Origin of the sequence: Bradyrhizobium manausense (assembly GCF_018131105.1) — a bacterium.
In the GTDB taxonomy this organism is placed as follows: domain Bacteria; phylum Pseudomonadota; class Alphaproteobacteria; order Rhizobiales; family Xanthobacteraceae; genus Bradyrhizobium; species Bradyrhizobium manausense_B.
On record NZ_JAFCJI010000001.1, the window covers coordinates 2920002 to 2939024 of the forward strand.

General features: G+C 64.6%; 19 protein-coding genes. 7 read left to right on the forward strand and 12 right to left on the reverse strand.

Translation table 11 applies throughout. The features are described from left to right. Positions 1-28: 28 nt before the first annotated feature. The 4 genes from JQ631_RS13915 to JQ631_RS13930 form a co-directional block, all read right to left on the reverse strand. A complete protein-coding gene (locus JQ631_RS13915; RefSeq protein ID WP_212326930.1) occupies positions 29-865 on the reverse strand; it encodes an outer membrane protein in 837 nt (278 codons plus the stop codon). Between the two features lie 227 nt (positions 866-1092). Continuing rightward, positions 1093-2343: an MFS transporter gene (locus JQ631_RS13920; RefSeq protein WP_212326932.1), complete on the reverse strand. Its 1251-nt coding sequence runs from the start codon at positions 2341-2343 to the stop codon at positions 1093-1095. A 262-nt stretch (positions 2344-2605) separates the two neighbouring features. After that, the gene (glmM, locus tag JQ631_RS13925) at positions 2606-3949 is read right to left on the reverse strand and encodes a phosphoglucosamine mutase (RefSeq protein WP_212326934.1); all 1344 of its coding nucleotides are present in this window, start codon (positions 3947-3949) and stop codon (positions 2606-2608) included. A gap of 219 nt (positions 3950-4168) precedes the next feature. Then, positions 4169-4336: a hypothetical protein gene (locus JQ631_RS13930; RefSeq protein ID WP_212326936.1), complete on the reverse strand. Its 168-nt coding sequence runs from the start codon at positions 4334-4336 to the stop codon at positions 4169-4171. 99 nt (positions 4337-4435) lie between these two features. On the opposite strand from JQ631_RS13930, the gene JQ631_RS13935 reads away from it, so the two are divergent. After that, a complete protein-coding gene (locus tag JQ631_RS13935; protein WP_212326938.1) occupies positions 4436-5578 on the forward strand; it encodes an alpha-hydroxy acid oxidase in 1143 nt (380 codons plus the stop codon). Positions 5579-5701: 123 nt separating this feature from the next. Here JQ631_RS13935 and JQ631_RS13940 read toward each other — a convergent pair whose 3' ends face one another. The 8 genes from JQ631_RS13940 to JQ631_RS13975 all read right to left on the reverse strand — a co-directional run bounded on the left by JQ631_RS13940 (position 5702) and on the right by JQ631_RS13975 (position 14485). After that, positions 5702-6307, reverse strand: a complete 606-nt coding sequence (locus JQ631_RS13940; protein WP_212328602.1) for a single stranded DNA-binding domain-containing protein — start codon at positions 6305-6307, stop codon at positions 5702-5704. 95 nt (positions 6308-6402) lie between these two features. Further along, entirely contained in the window at positions 6403-7029 is a 627-nt protein-coding gene (locus JQ631_RS13945) for a hypothetical protein (protein WP_212326940.1), read from the reverse strand. A 56-nt stretch (positions 7030-7085) separates the two neighbouring features. After that, positions 7086-7919 (reverse strand): shikimate dehydrogenase, encoded by an 834-nt coding sequence (locus JQ631_RS13950; protein WP_212326942.1) that lies wholly within the window; start codon positions 7917-7919, stop codon positions 7086-7088. 69 nt (positions 7920-7988) lie between these two features. After that, a complete protein-coding gene (locus tag JQ631_RS13955; RefSeq protein WP_212326944.1) occupies positions 7989-9746 on the reverse strand; it encodes a SulP family inorganic anion transporter in 1758 nt (585 codons plus the stop codon). Between the two features lie 94 nt (positions 9747-9840). Continuing rightward, positions 9841-10113 carry a helix-turn-helix domain-containing protein gene (locus JQ631_RS13960; protein ID WP_026201995.1) on the reverse strand — a complete coding sequence of 91 codons (273 nt, stop codon included), beginning with the start codon at positions 10111-10113 and terminating at the stop codon, positions 9841-9843. 293 nt (positions 10114-10406) lie between these two features. After that, positions 10407-12455: an elongation factor G gene (locus tag JQ631_RS13965; RefSeq protein ID WP_212326946.1), complete on the reverse strand. Its 2049-nt coding sequence runs from the start codon at positions 12453-12455 to the stop codon at positions 10407-10409. Positions 12456-12641: 186 nt separating this feature from the next. Continuing rightward, on the reverse strand, positions 12642-13121 hold the full coding sequence (locus JQ631_RS13970) for a DUF992 domain-containing protein (protein ID WP_212326948.1): 480 nt from the start codon (positions 13119-13121) through the stop codon (positions 12642-12644). Between the two features lie 161 nt (positions 13122-13282). Beyond that, on the reverse strand, positions 13283-14485 hold the full coding sequence (locus tag JQ631_RS13975) for a pyridoxal phosphate-dependent aminotransferase (protein WP_212326950.1): 1203 nt from the start codon (positions 14483-14485) through the stop codon (positions 13283-13285). A gap of 648 nt (positions 14486-15133) precedes the next feature. On the opposite strand from JQ631_RS13975, the gene JQ631_RS13980 reads away from it, so the two are divergent. The 6 genes from JQ631_RS13980 (at position 15134) to JQ631_RS14005 (ending at position 19023) form a co-directional block, all read left to right on the forward strand. After that, positions 15134-15784: a glutathione S-transferase family protein gene (locus JQ631_RS13980; RefSeq protein WP_212326951.1), complete on the forward strand. Its 651-nt coding sequence runs from the start codon at positions 15134-15136 to the stop codon at positions 15782-15784. 155 nt (positions 15785-15939) lie between these two features. Continuing rightward, positions 15940-16116, forward strand: coding sequence for a hypothetical protein (locus tag JQ631_RS13985; protein ID WP_212326952.1), 177 nt, complete (start codon positions 15940-15942; stop codon positions 16114-16116). A gap of 73 nt (positions 16117-16189) precedes the next feature. Continuing rightward, positions 16190-16348, forward strand: coding sequence for a hypothetical protein (locus JQ631_RS13990; protein WP_212326953.1), 159 nt, complete (start codon positions 16190-16192; stop codon positions 16346-16348). A 127-nt stretch (positions 16349-16475) separates the two neighbouring features. Then, entirely contained in the window at positions 16476-17288 is an 813-nt protein-coding gene (locus tag JQ631_RS13995) for a PAS-domain containing protein (protein WP_212326954.1), read from the forward strand. Positions 17289-17362: 74 nt separating this feature from the next. Next, positions 17363-17818, forward strand: coding sequence for a GNAT family N-acetyltransferase (locus JQ631_RS14000; protein WP_212326955.1), 456 nt, complete (start codon positions 17363-17365; stop codon positions 17816-17818). A gap of 263 nt (positions 17819-18081) precedes the next feature. Then, positions 18082-19023 carry an aldo/keto reductase gene (locus JQ631_RS14005; protein ID WP_212326956.1) on the forward strand — a complete coding sequence of 314 codons (942 nt, stop codon included), beginning with the start codon at positions 18082-18084 and terminating at the stop codon, positions 19021-19023.

Here is a 19023-nt window from a genome sequence, read left to right on the forward strand (position 1 = left end):
AAGAAACATTAAGCGATGAGGCTTGCGATCAGCCCTTGGTGACGAGCGGCGGCGGCACGTAGACCGGCGGGCTGTTGAGCTCCCAGCGAAGGCCGAGCTTCACGTCGTTCGACGTGATGTTCCTGACCTTGATGGTCGAGGGGCCGGAGATGCTGCCATCGAATGCGCGGAAGTTGCCGGGCGCAGCGTCGCCGAGATTCATGTAGCTGTAGGCGAGTTCGACGGTGAACCCGGGATTGACCTTGTAGGCGAGACCGGCATGGGCGGCCCATGCGAAGTTCCACTTACCGTTGGTGTCGAAATAGGTGACGCTGTTGGACAGCGCGCCGGCGGTGTAGCGAACGCCGTTGTCCTGGAAGCCCGAGAGCTGGTTGTAGGAACCACCGAGGCCGGCGCCGATGAACGGCGTGATGCACCACCAGGTGCCGAGATCGACATAGGCATTGGCCATCACGACCCACTCGGACTTGCTGCCGGTGTAGGTGTTGGCTTCAACATCGCCCGCACCGAGAGCCACGCTCTGCGAACCGTGCAAATTGGCCTTGCCGCGGTACTGGCCGATCACGTCGGCGCGGAACCAGTTGTTGAAGCGATAGCCGACGCCGACGTCGAACAGCGGCGAAGAGTCGAAGCCGAGGCCAGCAGTCGTGGTCGGGAACGCCGCCGACGTCGCGCTGTCGATGCTCTTTGCGGTCTGATTGGTCATGCCGATGTCGCCACGCAGATACCAGCCACCGAAGTCGGCGGGCGGGGCGGGCGGCGCGTACATGGGGGGCGGAGCCGCGATCGGCATATCGGCGGCAAACGCCATCGACGAGATCAGTGATGCCGCACCCGCGGCAAGGAGAGACTTAACGCTACGCATTGGCTTCGTCCTTATGGCCGGTGAGACAAAATGCAGATGCCTCACGTTCTGGAAACTCACAGGCGGACGATGGCAGCAAATGCTTAAGCGCCACTTAACCCTAATTTTTAAGGTTGATTTTTTCTCTACCCACACGCGGATGCGGCGCAAGCGTTGCAGAAATGCGGCAGGTGCACGCCGCAATTGCTAACGATGTATGAAGCTGCAACGCAGCGTAAGACGATTTGTTAACGCGCGTGCCGCGGCAGCCTGGGCAGGAACACCGCAAGCAGGCCGATCGCCGGCAGATAGGCACAGACCTGATAGACGAACTCGATCGAGGTGTGGTCGGCGAGCTTGCCGAGCACGGCCGCGCCCAGACCGCCGATGCCGAAAGCGACGCCGAAGAACACGCCGGAAATCATGCCGAAGCGATGCGGCACCAGCTCCTGCGCGAACACGATGATCGACGACGTCGTCGACGAGATGATGAGGCCGATGATCACCGACAGTACCGCGCTCGCATAGAGTCCGGCAAAGGGCAGCGCCAGCGTGAACGGCAGCGCGCCGAGAATCGAGATCCAGATCACGATCTTGCGGCCGAAGCGATCGCCCAGGGGACCGCCGAAGAACGCGCCGACCGCGTTCGCGGCAAGGAAGATGAAGAGGTAGATCTGCGCTGTCTGCGTCGACACGCCGAAACGATCGATCAGATAGAAGATGTAATAGCTCGACAGGCTCGAGACGTAGAGCTGTTTCGAGAACAGCAGCGCCACGAGAACAAGGAGCGCAACCACGACACGGCGCGAGCTCGGCGCGTCGGGATGAGCCTGGGCCGCGACCGTCTTCTTCGCCTTGATCTGCGGCGCGTACCAGCGGCCGATGCGCCAGAGGATCAGAATCGCGAGGAACGCGATCGAGGAGAACCAGGCGATGCTGCCCTGCCCGAACGGCACGACGATGAGCGCGGCGAGCACCGGCCCCATTGAAGTACCGAAGCTGCCGCCAAGCTGAAACACCGATTGGGCAAAACCGTAACGGCCACCGGAGGCGAGCCGCGCGATGCGCGCCGACTCCGGATGAAACACCGCGGAGCCGAGGCCGACGAAGGCCGCCGCAACCAGGATGATGAGATATTGGTGCGCGACGCTGAGCAGTAGCAGGCCGAAGAAGGTCGAGGCCATGCCGATCGACAGCGAATAAGGCTGCGCCTTCTTGTCGGTGTAATGCCCGACCACCGGCTGCAGCAGCGAGGCCGTGAACTGGAAGGCCAGCGTGATCATGCCGATCTGCGCGAAGTCGAGCGCGTAGGTATCCTTCAGGATCGGATAGACCGAGGCGATCAGCGACTGCATGGTGTCGTTGAGGAAGTGCGAGAAGCTGATGCCGGCGAGCACGACATAGGCCGGCCCTGCGGCCGCGTTGCCGGCGGATGCGACGTCGCTGACGACAACGGGCTCGGTCAGCGTTTCCTCGGAGACAACGACTGGCTTGTTCACTGGAGCATCCTGCCGCGGCAGCTCGCCGCGACCTCACAGGTACGATGCAACGCGTGGTGGAACCACCGCCAATCGCCCATGGCTGGGATGCGCGGCTGCTCTCTTACCCTCTCCCCTTGTGGGAGAGGGTGGATCGCTGCGCAGCGGCGAGACGGGTGAGGGGCTTCTCTCCGCGAGTCGCTTTGCGGGTCGTGCGCGCGGAAGTAACCCCTCATCCGGCGCTTCGCGCCACCTTCTCCAACAAGGGGAGAAGGAAGAGACCTCAGGCCGCGGCCTGGCCCAGCGCGGAGACGATGGTGTCGACGACGTCCTCGACCAGGACGCGGTCCTCGCCCTCGCCCATGACGCGGATCACGGGCTCGGTGCCGGAGGAGCGGATCAGCAAGCGGCCATGGCCGTTGAGGCGCTTCTCGCCGTCGGAGATCGCCGACTTGACGTCGGAATCGTCGAGCGGCTTGCCGCCCTTGTGACGAACGTTCTTGAGGATCTGCGGCAGCGGATCGAAGCGGTGGCAGACTTCCGACACCGGACGACGCGACTTCTGCACCACGGCCAGCACCTGCAGCGCCGCCACAAATCCGTCGCCGGTGGTGGCGTAGTCGGACAGGATGATGTGGCCGGACTGCTCGCCACCGAGATTGTAGCCGCCGCTCAGCATCTGCTCGAGCACGTAGCGATCGCCGACCGGTGTGCGCACCAGGTCGAGCCCCTGCCCTTTCAGGAAGCGCTCGAGGCCGAGATTGGACATCACGGTGGCGACGATGCCCGGACGCGAGAGGCGACCGTCTTCCTTCCAGCTCTGCGCGATCACCGCCAGCAGCTGGTCGCCGTCGACGACATGGCCGCGCTCGTCGACCAGGATGACGCGGTCGGCGTCACCGTCCAGCGCAATGCCGATGTCGGCGCGCATCTCGCGCACCTTCCGCGACAGCGCTTCCGGCGAAGTCGAGCCGCAATCCTTGTTGATGTTGAAGCCATCGGGCTCGACGCCGATCGGCACCACGTCGGCGCCCAATTCCCACAGCGCTTCCGGCACCACCTTGTAGGCGGCGCCATTGGCGCAATCGACCACGACGCGCAGGCCGTCGAGCGAGAGATCGCGCGGCAGCGTGCGCTTGGCGAATTCGATGTAGCGGTCATGCACGCCGTCGATACGGCGGGCCCGGCCGAGGCTCGCGCTCTGCGCCAGCCGCTTCTCGATCGGCTCGTCGAGCAGCTGCTCGATCTGCTTCTCGACGTCGTCGGACAGCTTGAATCCCTGCGGGCCGAACAGCTTGATGCCGTTGTCCTCGAACAGATTGTGCGAGGCCGAAATCATGACGCCGAGATCGGCGCGCATCGACTTGGTGAGCATCGCCACCGCCGGCGTCGGCATCGGGCCGACCAGCAGCACGTCCATGCCGACCGAGGTGAAGCCCGCGACCATCGCGTATTCGATCATGTAGCCGGACAGGCGGGTGTCCTTGCCGATCACGACCCGGTGGCGGTGGTCACCGCGCTGAAACGCAAGGCCGGCGGCCTGGCCGACCTTGAGCGCGAGCTCCGGCGTGATCAGTCCGTTGGCGCGGCCCCGGATCCCGTCCGTCCCGAAATATTTGCGGCTCATATCGTCCCCCACGCAACAACCAGGGATCCCCATTGCAACCTCCGGGTGCCCTGGCGGGACCCGCATCCCTGATTTGCTGGGCGTCTTATAATGCCTGGACGGCTAACTTGGCTTCAAAAAATATGATGAATCATTACGGAACCGGAACCTCGCCCCCCGGGTAAGCTCTTGTTAATCTTATATTTCCGGTTTCAGCGCCGGAATGACGCGGAACTCACCTCAGGGCTTTCGCTTCACGTGGCCGTCCTCGCGGCTCGGTGCCGGCTGGGTGACGTTGACGGGATCGGAGCCCGGAAAGGTCTCTTCCAACCCCTCCTCCAGCGCGTCGTCGAGGTCCTGCTTTTCCTTGATCTGTTCCGGCGAAGGTCCTGTGTGCGGCTTGGTCATGGCGCTCTTCTCGCAAACGATTTGGCTGTGCATCCAACCATGCTAGATGACCCCTAAACCTTGCGACGCAAGACTTGAGAGACGGGCCGGGGAACGTTCATGAAGCACATCACCTGTATCGACGATCTTCGCGCGCTGCATAAGCGCCGCGTGCCGAAGGCATTCTTCGACTATTGCGACCGCGGCTCCTATGCCGAGGAAACGCTGCGCGCCAACCGCGAGGACATGCAGCAGATCAAGTTCCGCCAGCGCATCCTTGTCGACGTCTCCAAGCGCGACACCTCGACCACGATCCTCGGCGAACCCTCGACCATGCCGCTGATCCTGGCGCCGGTCGGCCTGCTCGGCATGCAGCACGGCGACGGCGAGATCCACGCCTGCCGCGCGGCGCAGGCCGCCGGCATCCCGTTCACGCAGTCGACCATGTCGATCTGCTCGATCGAGGATATTGCGGCCGCCGTCGACAAGCCGTTCTGGTTCCAGCTCTACGTGATGAAGGACCGCGGCTTCATCAAGGATCTGGTCCAGCGCGCGATCGCAGCGAAATGCAGCGCGCTGGTGCTCACCGTCGACCTGCAGGTGATCGGCCAGCGGCACGCCGATATCAAGAACGGCATGACGATTCCGCCGGAATGGTCGCTGTCGAAGTTCATCGATTTCGCCACCAAGCCGGCCTGGGTCTCCGGCGTGCTGCAAGGCAAGCGCCGCACCTTCGGCAACATCGCCGGCCACGTGAAGAACACCGAGGACCTCAACCGCCTCGCCGAATGGACCGCCTCGCAGTTCGACACCTCCTTGAACTGGAAGGATGTCGAATGGATCCGCAGCATCTGGCCGGGCAAGCTCATCATCAAGGGCATTCTGGACGTCGAGGACGCCGAGGAAGCGGCCAAGACCGGCGCACAGGCGCTGGTGGTGTCGAACCATGGCGGCCGTCAGCTCGACGGCGCGCCGTCCTCGATCGAGGTGCTGCCCGAGATCGCCGACGCGGTCGGTGATAACATGGAGATCATGTTCGACGGCGGCATCCGCTCCGGCCAGGACGTGATGCGCGCGCTCGCGCTCGGCGCCAAGTCCTGCATGATCGGCCGCGCTTACGCCTACGGCCTGGGGGCCGGCGGCCAGGCCGGCGTCGCCAAGGCGATCGACATCATCCAGAAAGAGCTGCTGACCACGATGGGCCTTTGCGGCGTCAACCGGATCGACGAGATCGACGATCATGTCATCGCTGAGGCGCCGTAGCAGCGGTGCGGGGTGGGCAAAGCGAAAGCGTGCCGTTGCCGACCCGACGAGTTATCAGTTTGATGGAAGCCATCGCCACAATCTGCGCCGTCGTCCTGGCGAAAGCCAGGACGACATGAGCGCTCACATCGGCGGCGTCACGCCGTCGCGACCGACATTGACGCGGTTCGCTTCCAGCGTACCGTCGTCCTTCTTTGCCGCACCGAAGATGATCAGCTTGGCGCCGGGCTTCACTTCCGACCTGTCGCTGGCGACGAAGGTGACGATCGGGGTGTCCGGCGGCACCACGACTTTCTTCTCGCCATCCTTGTACTTCACCGTGATGTTCTGGCCGTCGGTGCCCTTGATCGTCTGCGCGACGGTGGCGTTGGTCATGGTCGAGTTGGCGCGGGCATCCCAGGGACGGAAACCTTCGGCGGCGCCGCGCTGGTTCTCCGGAAAGATGTGCACGGCGATGGCCTTCTGCGTGCCGTCCGGCTCGGGCATGGCGGTGACGCCGATATAGGAGCCCTCCTTGATCTCGGAGAGCTCAGTCTTCACCACGGCGAAGACCGCAACGTTGTCGGTCATGCGCACCTTCACGTCGCTGCCTTCGCGCGTCTTGATGCCCAGCGTGTTGCCGTCGACGCTCTCGATGGCGCCGCGGATGCGGACTGTCGGCGCCTGCTGCGCCGAGACCGATGACGTCACGATGCAGGCGACGAAGGCAGCCGCGGCGGCGCGCGGCATCCAGTTGTTCAGGCTTGGCATGATGGTCCCCTCCAAGGAGTTGCGGCGATCAACGGCAAACCCCGTCCGACCGCCGCTATTCCCTGAATTGCTGATCACATCGGAGGTGTCAGGCCATCGCGGCCGACGCTGACGCGATTGGTCTCGAACGAGCCATCGGGCAATTGCTTCATGGAGGCGATGACCTTGGCGCCGGCCTTCAGCTCCGACTTATCGCCGGGAACGAAGGTCACGACCGGTGTCATATCCGAGACGAACACCTTCTTCTCGCCGTCCTTGTACTTCACCAGCAGGGTGTGGCCGTCATTGCCGACCACGCTCTCGGACACCGTGGCGTTGGTCATGCTGGAATTCGGCTTGAGATCATAGGGCCGCGAACCTTCGCCGGTGCCGCGCATGCTCTCCGGAAACACGTGCACCTCGACCGCGTTGTTGCCGCCATCAGGTCCCGGCACGGTGGTGGCGCCGACGAAGGAGCCGACCTTGATGTCGGCGAGCGCGATCTTGGTGACGCCGGCGACGCGCACGTCTGATGCGATGCGGAGCTTGAAGTCCTCGCCGCTATGCGACTTGACCTGCATGGTGTCACCATTGACGCTCTCGATCGTGCCGCGCACGCGAGTCGGTACCGGCGCCTTTTGCGCGACGGCAGCAAGGGTGGAAGCGGCCACCATCGCAACGGCGATGAGCGGACGCGTGAAATTGGCACGTTGGATCGTCATTGATGTCTCCGATTGTCCCCACGGGGATAGAACGCCGGAGACGGCGCACTATTCTCTCAAGTCTTTGTGAGATCGGCCTCGACCAGTGCGCGCAGCTCCGCGGTCACTTCGGGCCGCTGGCCGAACCAAAGTTCGAAGCCGCGCACCGCCTGGTGCAGGAGCATGCCGAGCCCGTCGGCGGTCTTGAGCCCGCGCGCCCTGGCGGCGGCGAGCAGCGGCGTCACGAGGGGAACGTAGACGAGATCGGTGACGACGGCCTCTGGCGGGAGTCGCGTCACGTCGACTTCGAGCGCGGGCTGGCCGTGCATGCCGAGCGAGGTCGTGTTCACGAGAAGTTTTGCTCGAGGCAGGATCTCGTTGATCCCGTCCCAGGCGAGCGGTTGCACGTTCGGCCCGAATTGCGCCGCGAGCGCCTCGGCCCGCGCCAGGGTGCGATTGGCAAGATGAATGCGCCTGAAGCCGCGTTCGAGCAGGCCGAACACGACAGCGCGCGAGGAGCCGCCGGCGCCCAACACCAGCGCCTCCTCCGCCCTGTCCCAAAGCAGTGCACTGGCGTCGAGATTGCCGAGAAAGCCCTCGACGTCGGTGTTGGTCGAGCGAAGCTCGCCGCCTTCAAACCACAGCGTGTTGGCGGCGCCCACGGCCTTGGCGCGCGCGTCGGGGGTCGACAGCTCCAGCACGCCGACCTTGTGCGGAATGGTGACGTTGGCGCCGACGAAACCGCGCAGCGACAGCCGCAGCACGAAATCCCTGAGATCATCGGGCGGAACGGCCTCGATGACATAGCCGCCTGCGATGCCGAGGGTGCGCAGCCAATAATGATGGATCAGCGGCGAGCGCGAATGCGCGGCCGGCCATCCGATCAAACAGGCTGCGGGCGGTTTGGGCACGGTCGTCACCTTGCAGGATCCCTCCGGGAGATTGTCGCAGGCGATCCATTTCGTGTCCCGCCGGTCCTGTCAAGCAGGCGACGGGTGGTCCGCGACCTCGAGCGCCCCGGGGCTGCTCTTGATGTCGGCGACCGCGCGCTCGATGGTCTCACGATAATGCGCGTGCGGCTCGGTGACGCCATGGGTCAACAGCGCCTGGCGGACGGAGGGCGAGGCACCGGTGATGAGCAGCTGCATGCCCTGGCGATGTGACTTGGCGGCGACGCGGCCGAGCACGTTTGCGGCCGTCGAATCCAGGAATGGCACCGCAGCGAAATCCACCACGAAACCTTTACGCGTGCCGGCAACCTCGTCGAGCACGTTGCCGATCGCGGACGCCGCACCGAAGAAGAACGCACCGGTGATGCGGTAGACCAGCACGTCGCGATCGACCGAGAGCGCGGGATCGTAGGGCACGCGCTCGCCATTGTCAGCGTCGGGACGATCGGCGGCCACCAGCGGCGGGCGCTCTTCGATGCCTGTCATCTCCGCCATGCGATGGATGAACAGCACGGCCCCGAGCGCAAAGCCCACCAGGATTCCTTCGGTGAGATCGCGGAAGATCGTGAGCAGGAAGGTTGCGAGCAGCACGACGGCATCGCCCCATGACGAGCGCAAGAGCGTCGCGAATTCGTGCTTCTCCGCCATGGTCCAGGACACCACGACCAGCACGGCGGCGAGCGCAGCAAGCGGGATGTAGCTCGCGAGCGGCGCTGCGACCAGCATGAACAGCAGCAGGAACACCGAGTGCAACATCCCCGCAAGCGGACCGCGTGCGCCGGCGCGGATATTGGTCGCGGTGCGCGCGATCAGCCCGGTGACGCAGATGCCGCCGAACAGCGCCGCACCGATATTGGCGGCGCCTTGCGCCACCAGTTCGCAATTGGAGCGATGACGGCGTCCGGTCATGCCGTCGGCGACGACCGCCGACAAGAGGGATTCGATCGCGGCCAGCAGCGCGAACGAGATCGCATCCGGCAGCACCGCTTTTGCCTTGGCAAGCGAGAACGCCGGCAGCGCGGGCGACGGCAATTCGCGCGGAATGCCGCCGAAGCGGGATCCGATGGTCTCGATCGGCAGCGACAGCACAGCGGCCGCGATCGCCGCGAGCACGACCGCGATCAGGATGCCGGGCCAGGATGGTCGCCAGCGCCGCAGGCCGGCGATGATGGCGATGCAGACGAGAGCAAGGCCAAGCGCGGACGGATTGACGGTGTGCAGACCGCTCGCGAGCGCGACGAGTTTCGGCACGAACTCACTCGGCTCCTTCCCCGCGAGCGTGATGCCTGAGAGATCGCGGAGCTGGCTGGCAAAAATGATCACGGCGATGCCGGCGGTGAAGCCGACCGTGACCGGATAGGGAATGAACTTGATGTAGGTGCCGATGCGCAGGAGACCGGCGGCGATCAGGACCATGCCCGCCATCATGGTGGCGAGGATCACGCCATCGACGCCGTGCCGCTCCGCGGTGACCGCGACCAGCACGATGAAGGCGCCTGCGGGACCGCCGACCTGGAAACGGCTGCCACCGAGCAGCGACACGATGAAGCCGCCGACGACGGCAGTGTAGAGCCCCCGATCCGGCGTCACGCCCGAGGCGATCGCGATCGCCATCGACAGCGGCAGTGCCACGATCGCGACGGTGAGGCCGGCGAACACGTCGGCGCGGAAATCCGCGAAGCCATAACCCTCGCGCCAGACCGTGACGATCTTTGGCAAATACAGTTCGGCAAAGGTCGGCTGACGCAACGGACGCAGCCCGCGCACGTGATCGCTGGTGATGCTCATGCGGCCCCCACAATGCTTCCCTGCATCGTGCGGCCGCGATCCCGGACGCGACGGTGCGGTTAGCTCCTCTGTTGTCCAGACACGATCATCGCGATCATGCCCCGACGCGGCGCGGCGGCCCCGGCTCCTTCAGGCGAACGCCCCGTCCGCCGCTGTCGCTGCGCACCTGCTCGCCGATCAGCTCGACGCCGGCCCGGTCGAACGCCTCGACCACCTTGATCAAGGTCTCGACCACGCCACGCACATTGCCGGTGGAGGCCTCCATCCGCTGGATGGTCGGCAACGACACGCCGGCAAGCTCGGCCAGGGTTTTCTGGTCGATGCCGAGCAGCGCGCGGGCTGCCCGCATCTGGAATGACGTGATCACCTTGGCCTCACGTGTGAGCTAGTATAAGTGATACTTTTTGTATGTACAATGATGTAAAATACATCAATCAAGGACGAACGCAAGCGTCTCCTCCGTCATTGCGAGGAGCGTAGCGACGAAGCAATCCAGCATCCCCGCGGAAAGACTCTGGATTGCTTCGCTTCGCTCACAATGACGCGTGGAGAGAGCGCGGGGCCACATGAAATGTCTCACGCATCGAGACAGTCCCTCACCCCGTCCTCTCCTCGCAAGAGCGAGGAGAGGAGACGAGAGAGCGGAGCCTCCCTAGCCGATTACGCCGCGTGCTGATGCGCGGCGATGATCTGGTCGGCAGCGCGTCCGGTGACTTCGGCCATGTGGTCGAACTGACGCGTGAAGCTGCCGGCGCCGGCCGTGGCCGAACGCAGTTCGACGATGAGTTCGCCGATCTCCGCTTCCGGCATCATGGCGCGGACGCAATCCCAGCCGCTCCAGCCGTCGCGGGTGTCGAAGCCCAGGATCTGGCCGCGCCGCGCCGACAGGATCGCGTTGATCTTGGCGGTGGCGTCGGTCGGGCAAACGATCTCGACCACGTGGATCGGCTCCAGCAACACCGACTGACACTCCGGCAGGCCCTCGTTGAGTCCGATGCGCGCGGCCGTGCGGAAGGCGAGGTCGGAGGAGTCGACGCTGTGATAGGAGCCGTCGGTCAGCGTCACCTGAAGATCGGTGACGGGGAAACCGAGCGGGCCGCGGGCGAGCCCGTCGACGACGCCTTCTTCCACCGCGCCGATATAGTTGCGCGGCACCGCGCCGCCGACGACCTTCTCGGCGAACTTGAAGCCCTCGCCGCGCGGCAGCGGCTTGATGTCGAGCACGACATCGCCGAACTGGCCGTGACCGCCGGATTGCTTCTTGTGGCGGCCACGCTGGACGACCGGCTTGCGGATGGTTTCCTGGTAGCCGATCGCGGGCGGATGCGAGGAGATCTTGACGCCAAAGCGGTCGCGCAGCCGTTCGCTGGCGACGCGCAGATGCATCTCGCCCTGCCCCCACAGCACGGTGTCGTGGGTCTGGGCGTTCTGCACGACGACGAGTGACGGATCCTCCTCGTGCAGCCGCATCAACGCCTGGCCGAGCTTGACGTCGTCCTTGCGGTCGGTGGACGCAACCGACATTGCGAGCACCGGCGGCGTCGGCTCCGAGGCCGTGAGCGCGGCAGGCACGGCCTTGCCGCTCGATACTGTGTCGCCGGTCTTGACCGGATCGAGCTTGGCAAGCGCCACGGTGTCACCGGCTTCGGCCGATGCACGCTTGCTCTCGTAAGCGCCGCTGACGGCGAGGATGCCGGAGATGCGGCCGGTTCCGCCGGACGAGGATTGCAGCGTGGCGCCGTCGTCGAGATGGCCGGCGAGCAGCCGCGTCAGCGACAGCTTTCCACCGTGCTGCGAATGCAGCGTCTTGAAGACGAAGCCGAGCGCATCCTTGCTCTCGGGCGCGCCGAGACGTTTTGCGGTCTCTGCGATCCCGGGCGCTTCGTGGCGCAGCGCTTTCATCAAACGCAGCACGCCGTTTTCGCGCGCGGCAGCGCCAAGAAGAACGGGGCAGATCAGTCCTTCGCGCAGTTCGCGGGCGAGATCGTCGAACACGGCATCGCGCGGCGGCTGGATGTCCTCCAGCAACTGCTCCATCAGCGCGTCGTCGTGATCGGCGAGCTTCTCCAGCATCGAGAAGCGCGCCTCCTTCTCCCGATCGAGATTGCCGCCGTCGAGCGCGACCACTTCGGAGGCCTTGTGCTCGCGATAGATGAACGCGCGCTCCAGCGCGAGATCGACGAAGCCTTCGATGAGCTCGTCCTTCCAGATCGGGATCTGGCGCAGCACCAGCGGCACGCGCGAGGCGGGCTGCAGCATTTCGAGCGTCTCGCGGATGCGCTTGTTGGCGCGGTCGATCTTGTTGAGGAACAGGAAACGCGGGATCTTCAGCTCCTCAAGCTCGCGCAGGATGATCTGAAGCTGTGGCAGCTTCTTTTCATCGGCCTCGCAGACCACGATCGCGGCGTCCACCGCGGGAAGCGCGGCGCGCATGTCGTGGGCGAACTCGACGGAACCGGGACAATCCAGGAAGGTATAGCTGTCGCCCATGAAACTCGTGGTGGCGGCAGTAAGCCCGACAGTCATCTTGTGGTGACGGGCCTCAGGCGTGGCGTCGCCGACGGATGTGCCGGCATCGACGCTGCCGGCGCGCGGGATTGCGCCCGTGCGCGCCAGGATCGCTTCGAGAAGTGTGGTTTTACCTGATTGGAAAGGGCCCACCAGTGCAATGCACCGTGGACCTCGGGGACTTCTGACGTCTTGTCCCATTCGCCGCCTCCTTGGTGTGGAGCTCGGCCCATGATTGGGTCGGCAAGCGCAGATGCTCTGCCCGTCCCCGAGATTTGGCAAGCATCAAACGTCGCTGCGGTGCGTCGTCCGTGAGATCAAGTCTTGACGGGCGTGTGTTCCACCTCTCCTCGGGGGAGAGGCGAAGCAACATCCCTGCTGACGCTCTTAACGGCCCGGACGAAGTTCCAGGCTTTCGAGTCCGGCCGCAACGTTGAGACCGACCTGGCCCTGCACGCTGAGCGGCTGGAGCGCGATCGAATTGTTGGAGCCGCCGACCAGCACGTTGCCGCCGAGGCCGACGCCGATCGACGCGCTGCCTTGCGCGCCCGCGTAGTCGCCGGAGAGATCGCCGGGGCCGAGCCGGTTCACGGGCGCGAACACGCCCCAAGCCAGCGCCGTCTCCTGGGTGATGCCGAGGTCGATGCCGACCTTGCGGATCGTCGCGACGTAACGGTCTTCGGGCAGGCCGTCGGCGCGCAGCACGCAGCCGAGATTGGTCACCGATCCCACCACGAAGCCGATGCTGGCGCCGCCGCGGCATTCGAGCACGCCGACCTTGACCAGCCGCGACTGCGCGCTGGCCCCCACGATGGAGGCGACGAGGCTGGCGGCCGTGAGCCCGGCGAGGAGGAGTGAGCGGCGCATGAATGTCTCCGGCTATGAATATGATGCAAGCAAAAAGACGCGGCAGCAAACCGCAAGGCGTTCTATGCCACAACTGGCGGAAGCGTGCCAAATCGCGCGGACGTGAAAGCAAAAGGGCCCGCATCGCGCGGGCCCTTTCGTAGCGGATCGTATTTGCAGGCTTAGCGGAGATTGCCGCAGAAGCGCTGGATGCGCTTGCAGGCGTCTTCGAGGTCCGAAGTCTTGGTCGCGTAGGAGATGCGGAATGCCGGACCGAGGCCGAAGGCCGACCCCTGCACCACGGCAACACCTTCGGTCTCCAGCAGCTCGGTGACGAACTGCTCATCGTTTCCGATCACATTGCCGGACGGCGCCTTCTTGCCGATCGTGCCGGCGCAGGACGGATAGACGTAGAACGCACCTTCGGGACGCGGGCACTCGATGCCATTGGCCTGGTTGAGCATGGAGACGACGAGGTCGCGACGCTCCTTGAACACCTTGTTGTTGGCGGCGATGAAGTCCTGCGGACCGTTCAGCGCCTCGACCGATGCCCACTGCGAGATCGAGGACGGGTTCGAGGTCGACTGCGACTGGATGGTCGACATCGCTTTGATCAGCTGCGCGGGACCGCCGGCATAGCCGATGCGCCAGCCGGTCATGCAATACGCTTTCGACACGCCGTTCACGGTCAACGTGCGGTCGTAGAGGCTGGGCTCGACCTGCGCGACGGTGGTGAACTGGAAGTCGTCATAGACGAGGTGCTCGTACATGTCGTCGGTCATCACCCAGACATGCGGATGCTTGACCAGCACGTCGGTGAGCGCCTTGAGCTCGGCCCGGGTGTAGGCCGCGCCGGTCGGGTTCGACGGCGAACACAGGATCACCCATTTGGTCTTCGGCGTGATCGCGCGATCGAGCGCCTCGGCCTGGAGCTTGAAGCCGCTCGCAGCGTTGCAAACCACCGGCACCGGCTCGCCGCCGGCAAGCGCCACCATCTCCGGATAGCTGACCCAATAGGGCGCCGGGATGATCACCTCGTCGCCCGGATTGATCGTCGCCATCAGCGCGTTGTAGAGCACCTGCTTGCCGCCGGTGCCGACGATGATCTGGTTCGGCTTGTAGGCGACGCCGTTCTCGCGCTGAAACTTCGCGATGATCGCGTCCTTCAGCTCGGGGATGCCGTCGACCGCGGTGTACTTGGTCTTGCCGGACTCGATGGCATGGATCGCCGCCAGCTTGATGTTGGCGGGCGTATCGAAGTCGGGTTCACCCGCGCCGAGGCCAATGACGTTGCGGCCCGCCGCTTTCAGCGCGCGTGCTTTATCCGTGACCGCGATGGTCGCGGACGGCTTCACACGGTCGAGCGCAGCGGCAAGGAAGGGCATCGTCATCTCCTGACAAGCGTCGTGAACCCTTTGGCCTCACGACTCTGATTGTGGGAATGGAGCCACCCTAAAACGTGTGCCGCTGCACCGCAAGAAACTTCGGCCCGATCTCGAAAAAGTTTACGGTTTTCGTGCGGCTGGAGCCTCGATTTCCCGCAATTTTCCGCAACTTTGCCACGCAAACCCCTCATATCCGGCAAGGCTTGTCCTCGGAGCAATTTTGCGTGTTGCGCGTCGCCGTAAATCGGAACGGCGTCATGCCCGGGCATAGCCGTCCGAAGGACCGCGTCGCTTCCGCTCGCCGATGTCCCCCGGACATCCACGCTCTTCGTCCGGCAGGTAAGACGTGGATGGCTTGGTCAAGCCCGGCCATGACGATGTGGAAGCCTTAACGGCCTCATCCATTCACCCTCTGCGCACACAATGCACGGCGCGTTGAGTCGTGCATGTTGACGCAAGCGTGATCTGATTTGCAGCGTCGCGCGAACATGATCTTCCATGGCGTTGCAGTGCGGTAGAGTTTTCGAGTTTTTCTATTGGCCAGCCCTTGCGGCGGATTCTCATCGGCATCATTGTTTAGCCGCGGTCCGGGGCAACATGCACCGCACCTTTCCGTCCTTTGCCCGTCCTTGGAATCGAACTCCCAGAATGTACAAGCTCTATTCGATGCAACGCTCGGGCAACAGCTACAAGGTCCGCCTTGCGCTGGCGCTGTTGAACCAGCCTTACGAAGCGGTCGAGGTGGACATTCTGCGCGGCGAAAGCCGCACGCCTGATTTCCTGACCAAGAACCCGTCCGGCCAGGTGCCGCTGCTCGAGGTCGGCAACGATCGTTACCTCGCCGAGTCCAATGCCATCCTCTGGTATGTCGCCGTCGGCACGCCGCTGGCGCCGGAGAACAGGATCGATCGCGCCGAGGCGCTGCAATGGATGTTCTTCGAGCAGCACGCACTCGAGCCCAACATCGGCGCCGCCTATTTCTGGCTGTCGCTGGTCAAGGGCGGCCGCGACCTCCAGACCCACGCGCTGGAGGACTGGATGGAGCGCGGCTATGGCGCGCTCCAGGTGATGGAGAACCACCTCAAGACCAACGCCTATTTCGCGGCACGCCAGCTCACGGTCGCCGACATCGCATTGTACGGCTACACCCACCTCGCCGACCGCTGCGACTTCGACCTGGAGCCGTTCCCGGCGATCCGGGACTGGCTGAAGCGCGTCGAGGCGGCGCCCGGCTTCGTGGCGATGGACTGGCGCCCGGCCGACATCGACGACCCCGCCAGTATCGCCGCCGGAGTCTGAAACCGGTGCGACGTTAAGAAATAACGGGCATAGCGTTAACCTTTGCCCCAATCCCGCCACCTTCGGCGCGATCGCCGCCCCAATATTGCCGGTTGAAATTGTGAAGTTGTTCGATGTCGCGGGTGATTCGCTCGCACGTTGAAGGATTTAGACCCATGATGCGGGCGTCCGGCACGGTCGGCTTTCAGGGCCAACCCGATACCGTCTCGTCTTCCCGGCTAACCAACGCGGTCGCGGCTTCGCTCGCCGTCGCCGCGCTCTCGCTGTGCCTGATCGTCACCCTGACGGTGCTCTCGACCAAGGCGACCATGGCGATGGGCCTGCCGGTCTGATCCCCGCTTCATCCTGGACGGCCTTCAAGGTGCCGCGCGGGCCCGCGCCAAGCGGCATCGCGACGGGACACCGATGAAATCGCCTGTGGTCATCGTTGCAATCACCCTGACTGCGGCCATCCTGGTCGCGGCATCGCTTTTGATCGTCGTCGGCACCCGCAAGGGCCCGCGGACATCGAAATGGAATCCGCCCGCTGCGCAGCATCGCACCATGCACGCGCATTTGGTCTAAAATCATCCGAAAGCTTTGCGGGCGCGGGCAAGCACCCCTTAAGCGCAACAAGCGAATCCGGATTGCGCTGGCGCAACCATGGGTCAGTCTGACCGCCTTATCTCGTTCAGGAGGAACGAGCCAGGCCATGCGGTTCGGATGGCGCGCCATATCCGGTCCCGTGCTGACCGCAGCGATCGCGCTGCTGGCGATCGTGCTCGATCGTCATATGCCCGCTCTGTCACTTGCTCCCGTGTTCGTCTGCATCGTGGCGTTGGCCGGCTCGCTCTCGGGCCTTGCGTCCGCACTTGGCAGCGCCGCCATCGCCGTGATTGGCGCGACGCTACTTTCTCTCAGCCGTCGCACGGCTCCCGGCTTTGACGTGACCGATCTCGCGTGGCTCGGCCTGTTCGCGCTCACGAGCGTCGGCACCGCAGGCATCGTCGGCCTGATGCGCGAGCGCCTGCTCGACACTCTTGCGGCCGAACGCCAGAGCCACGTCATTGCCGCGCGGCTCTCCGCCGCGCTCGACCAGGTCGATATCGGCATCGTGCTGCTCGATGCCGAGACCCGCGCCGAATTCATCAACCGCGCCTTCCGCGACTATTTCGCGCTGCCGGACGAAAAAGCCGACGAGAAGCCGCCTTTCATTGCGCTGATGTATCACAGCCGCGACACCGGCGCGTTCGAGCTGCCGGAGGATGAGCTCGGCGTCTTCATCGCGCAGCGCATGGAGATGGTGCGGATCGGCGACGCCACGCCGATTGATATCGCCTTGCGCAACGGCGAGGTGCTGCGTTTCGTCTGCACCGCGCTGCCCGACGGCGGCCGCATGCTGAGCTACACGCCGGTGACCGACCTCGTGCGCCACACCGATGCGCCCGCGCGCGCCGACTACTACCGCGCGCTGCGCGATCCCACGGGGCGGAAGCTGATCCGGTATCTTCGCGTTGCGGAGTGATGCGCGACGCCGCGATTGATCGATATGCCCGTCATGACGTATGAAGGGCGCCTCATCGATCGCGGATTTCCCAGATGTCGCTCACCATTCGCTCCGTCACACGGCAGGATTACGATCAATGGCTGCCGCTGTGGGACGGCTACAACGCCTTCTATGGCCGCTCCGGTCCAACCGCGCTCGCGCCCGAGATCACGCGCGTGACGTGGCAGCGTTTCTTCGATGCCTATGAGCCGGTGCATGCGCTGGTCGCCGAGAGTGACGGCAAGCTGCTCGGGCTCACGCACTATCTGTACCATCGCAGCACGACGGCGATCGAGCCGTCCTGCTATCTGCAGGACCTGTTCACGCTGGAAGCTTCGCGCGGCAAGGGTGTCGCCTCGGCGCTGATCTACGGCGTCTATGAGCGCGCCAAGCTCGCGGGCGCGCCGCGGGTCTACTGGCAGACGCATGAGACCAACACCACAGCCCAGAGCCTGTACGACAGGGTCGCGGAGCGTTCCGGCTTCATCGTCTACCGCAAGATCTTCTGATCTTCCCTGCGGGGGCTCCCTGTGGATAACTCTTGATGTCACCGGCGCGTTACACACCGGGATTAGGTTGCAGCTGCGTCTGATCAGGCCCCCCGTCACCGATCAAGCGCCCCAAGCGGTCCCCGTCAGTCGCCGCGTCTGACAGGGGCCGCATTTTTTTGCCCGTCTCTCCGTGCCGGCATGGCAGCAACGCAAGCGACCGCTTGCCGGTGCGGCGCGCCGCGGTCACAATGGGCGCCTGCTTTGTTCTGACAGGATCTCCCATGGAAATTCGTAATCTCGGCGGCTCCGGCCTGCGCGTGTCCGCAGTCGGCCTCGGCTGCAACAATTTCGGCCAGCGTATCGACCTCGAAGCCTCGCGCAAGGTGATCCACCGCGCGCTCGATCTCGGCATCACGCTGTTCGACACCGCCGACATTTATTCGAACAGGGGCGGCTCGGAAAACGTGCTCGGCGCCGTCCTGGGCGACCGCCGCAAGGACATCGTGCTGGCGACGAAATACTCGAAGCCCATGACCGAGGACGGAACCAAACAGGGCGCCTCGCGCCGCTACATCATGGACGCGGTGGAAGCGAGCCTGAAGCGGTTGAAGACCGACTACATCGATCTCTACCAGCAGCACGACTATGACCCGTTGACGCCGATCGAGGAGAGCCTGCGCGCGCTGGATGATCTCGTCCGGCAGGGCAAGGTGCGCTACATCGGCAATTCGAATTTTCCGGCTTGGCGGATCGCCGAGGCGGAATACGTCGCACGCGCGATGAACGTCAGCCGCTTCGTCTCGTGCCAGGACGAGTATTCCCTCGTCGTGCGCGACATCGAGAAGGACCTGGTGCCGGTTGCGCAGGAATACAAGCTCGGATTGCTGCCGTTCTTCCCGCTCGCAAGCGGACTGCTGACCGGCAAGTACATCAGGGGCGAGGCCGCGCCCGACAACACCCGCTTCGGCCAAACGCCGCGGCTGCGCGACCGCTACGTCACGCCGCGCAACGAGGACATCGTCGAGAAGTTGCAGACCTTTGCGCAAGCGCGCGGCCACTCGATGCTCGAACTCGCCTTCTCCTGGCTCGCCGCGCGTCCGCAGGTGTCGAGCGTGATCGCCGGCGCCACCCGCGTCGAGCAGATCGACCAGAACGTCAAGGCGATCGCCTGGCAGCTCAGCGCCGGGGAGATGGCGGAGATCGACAAGATCACGCTGGGATAG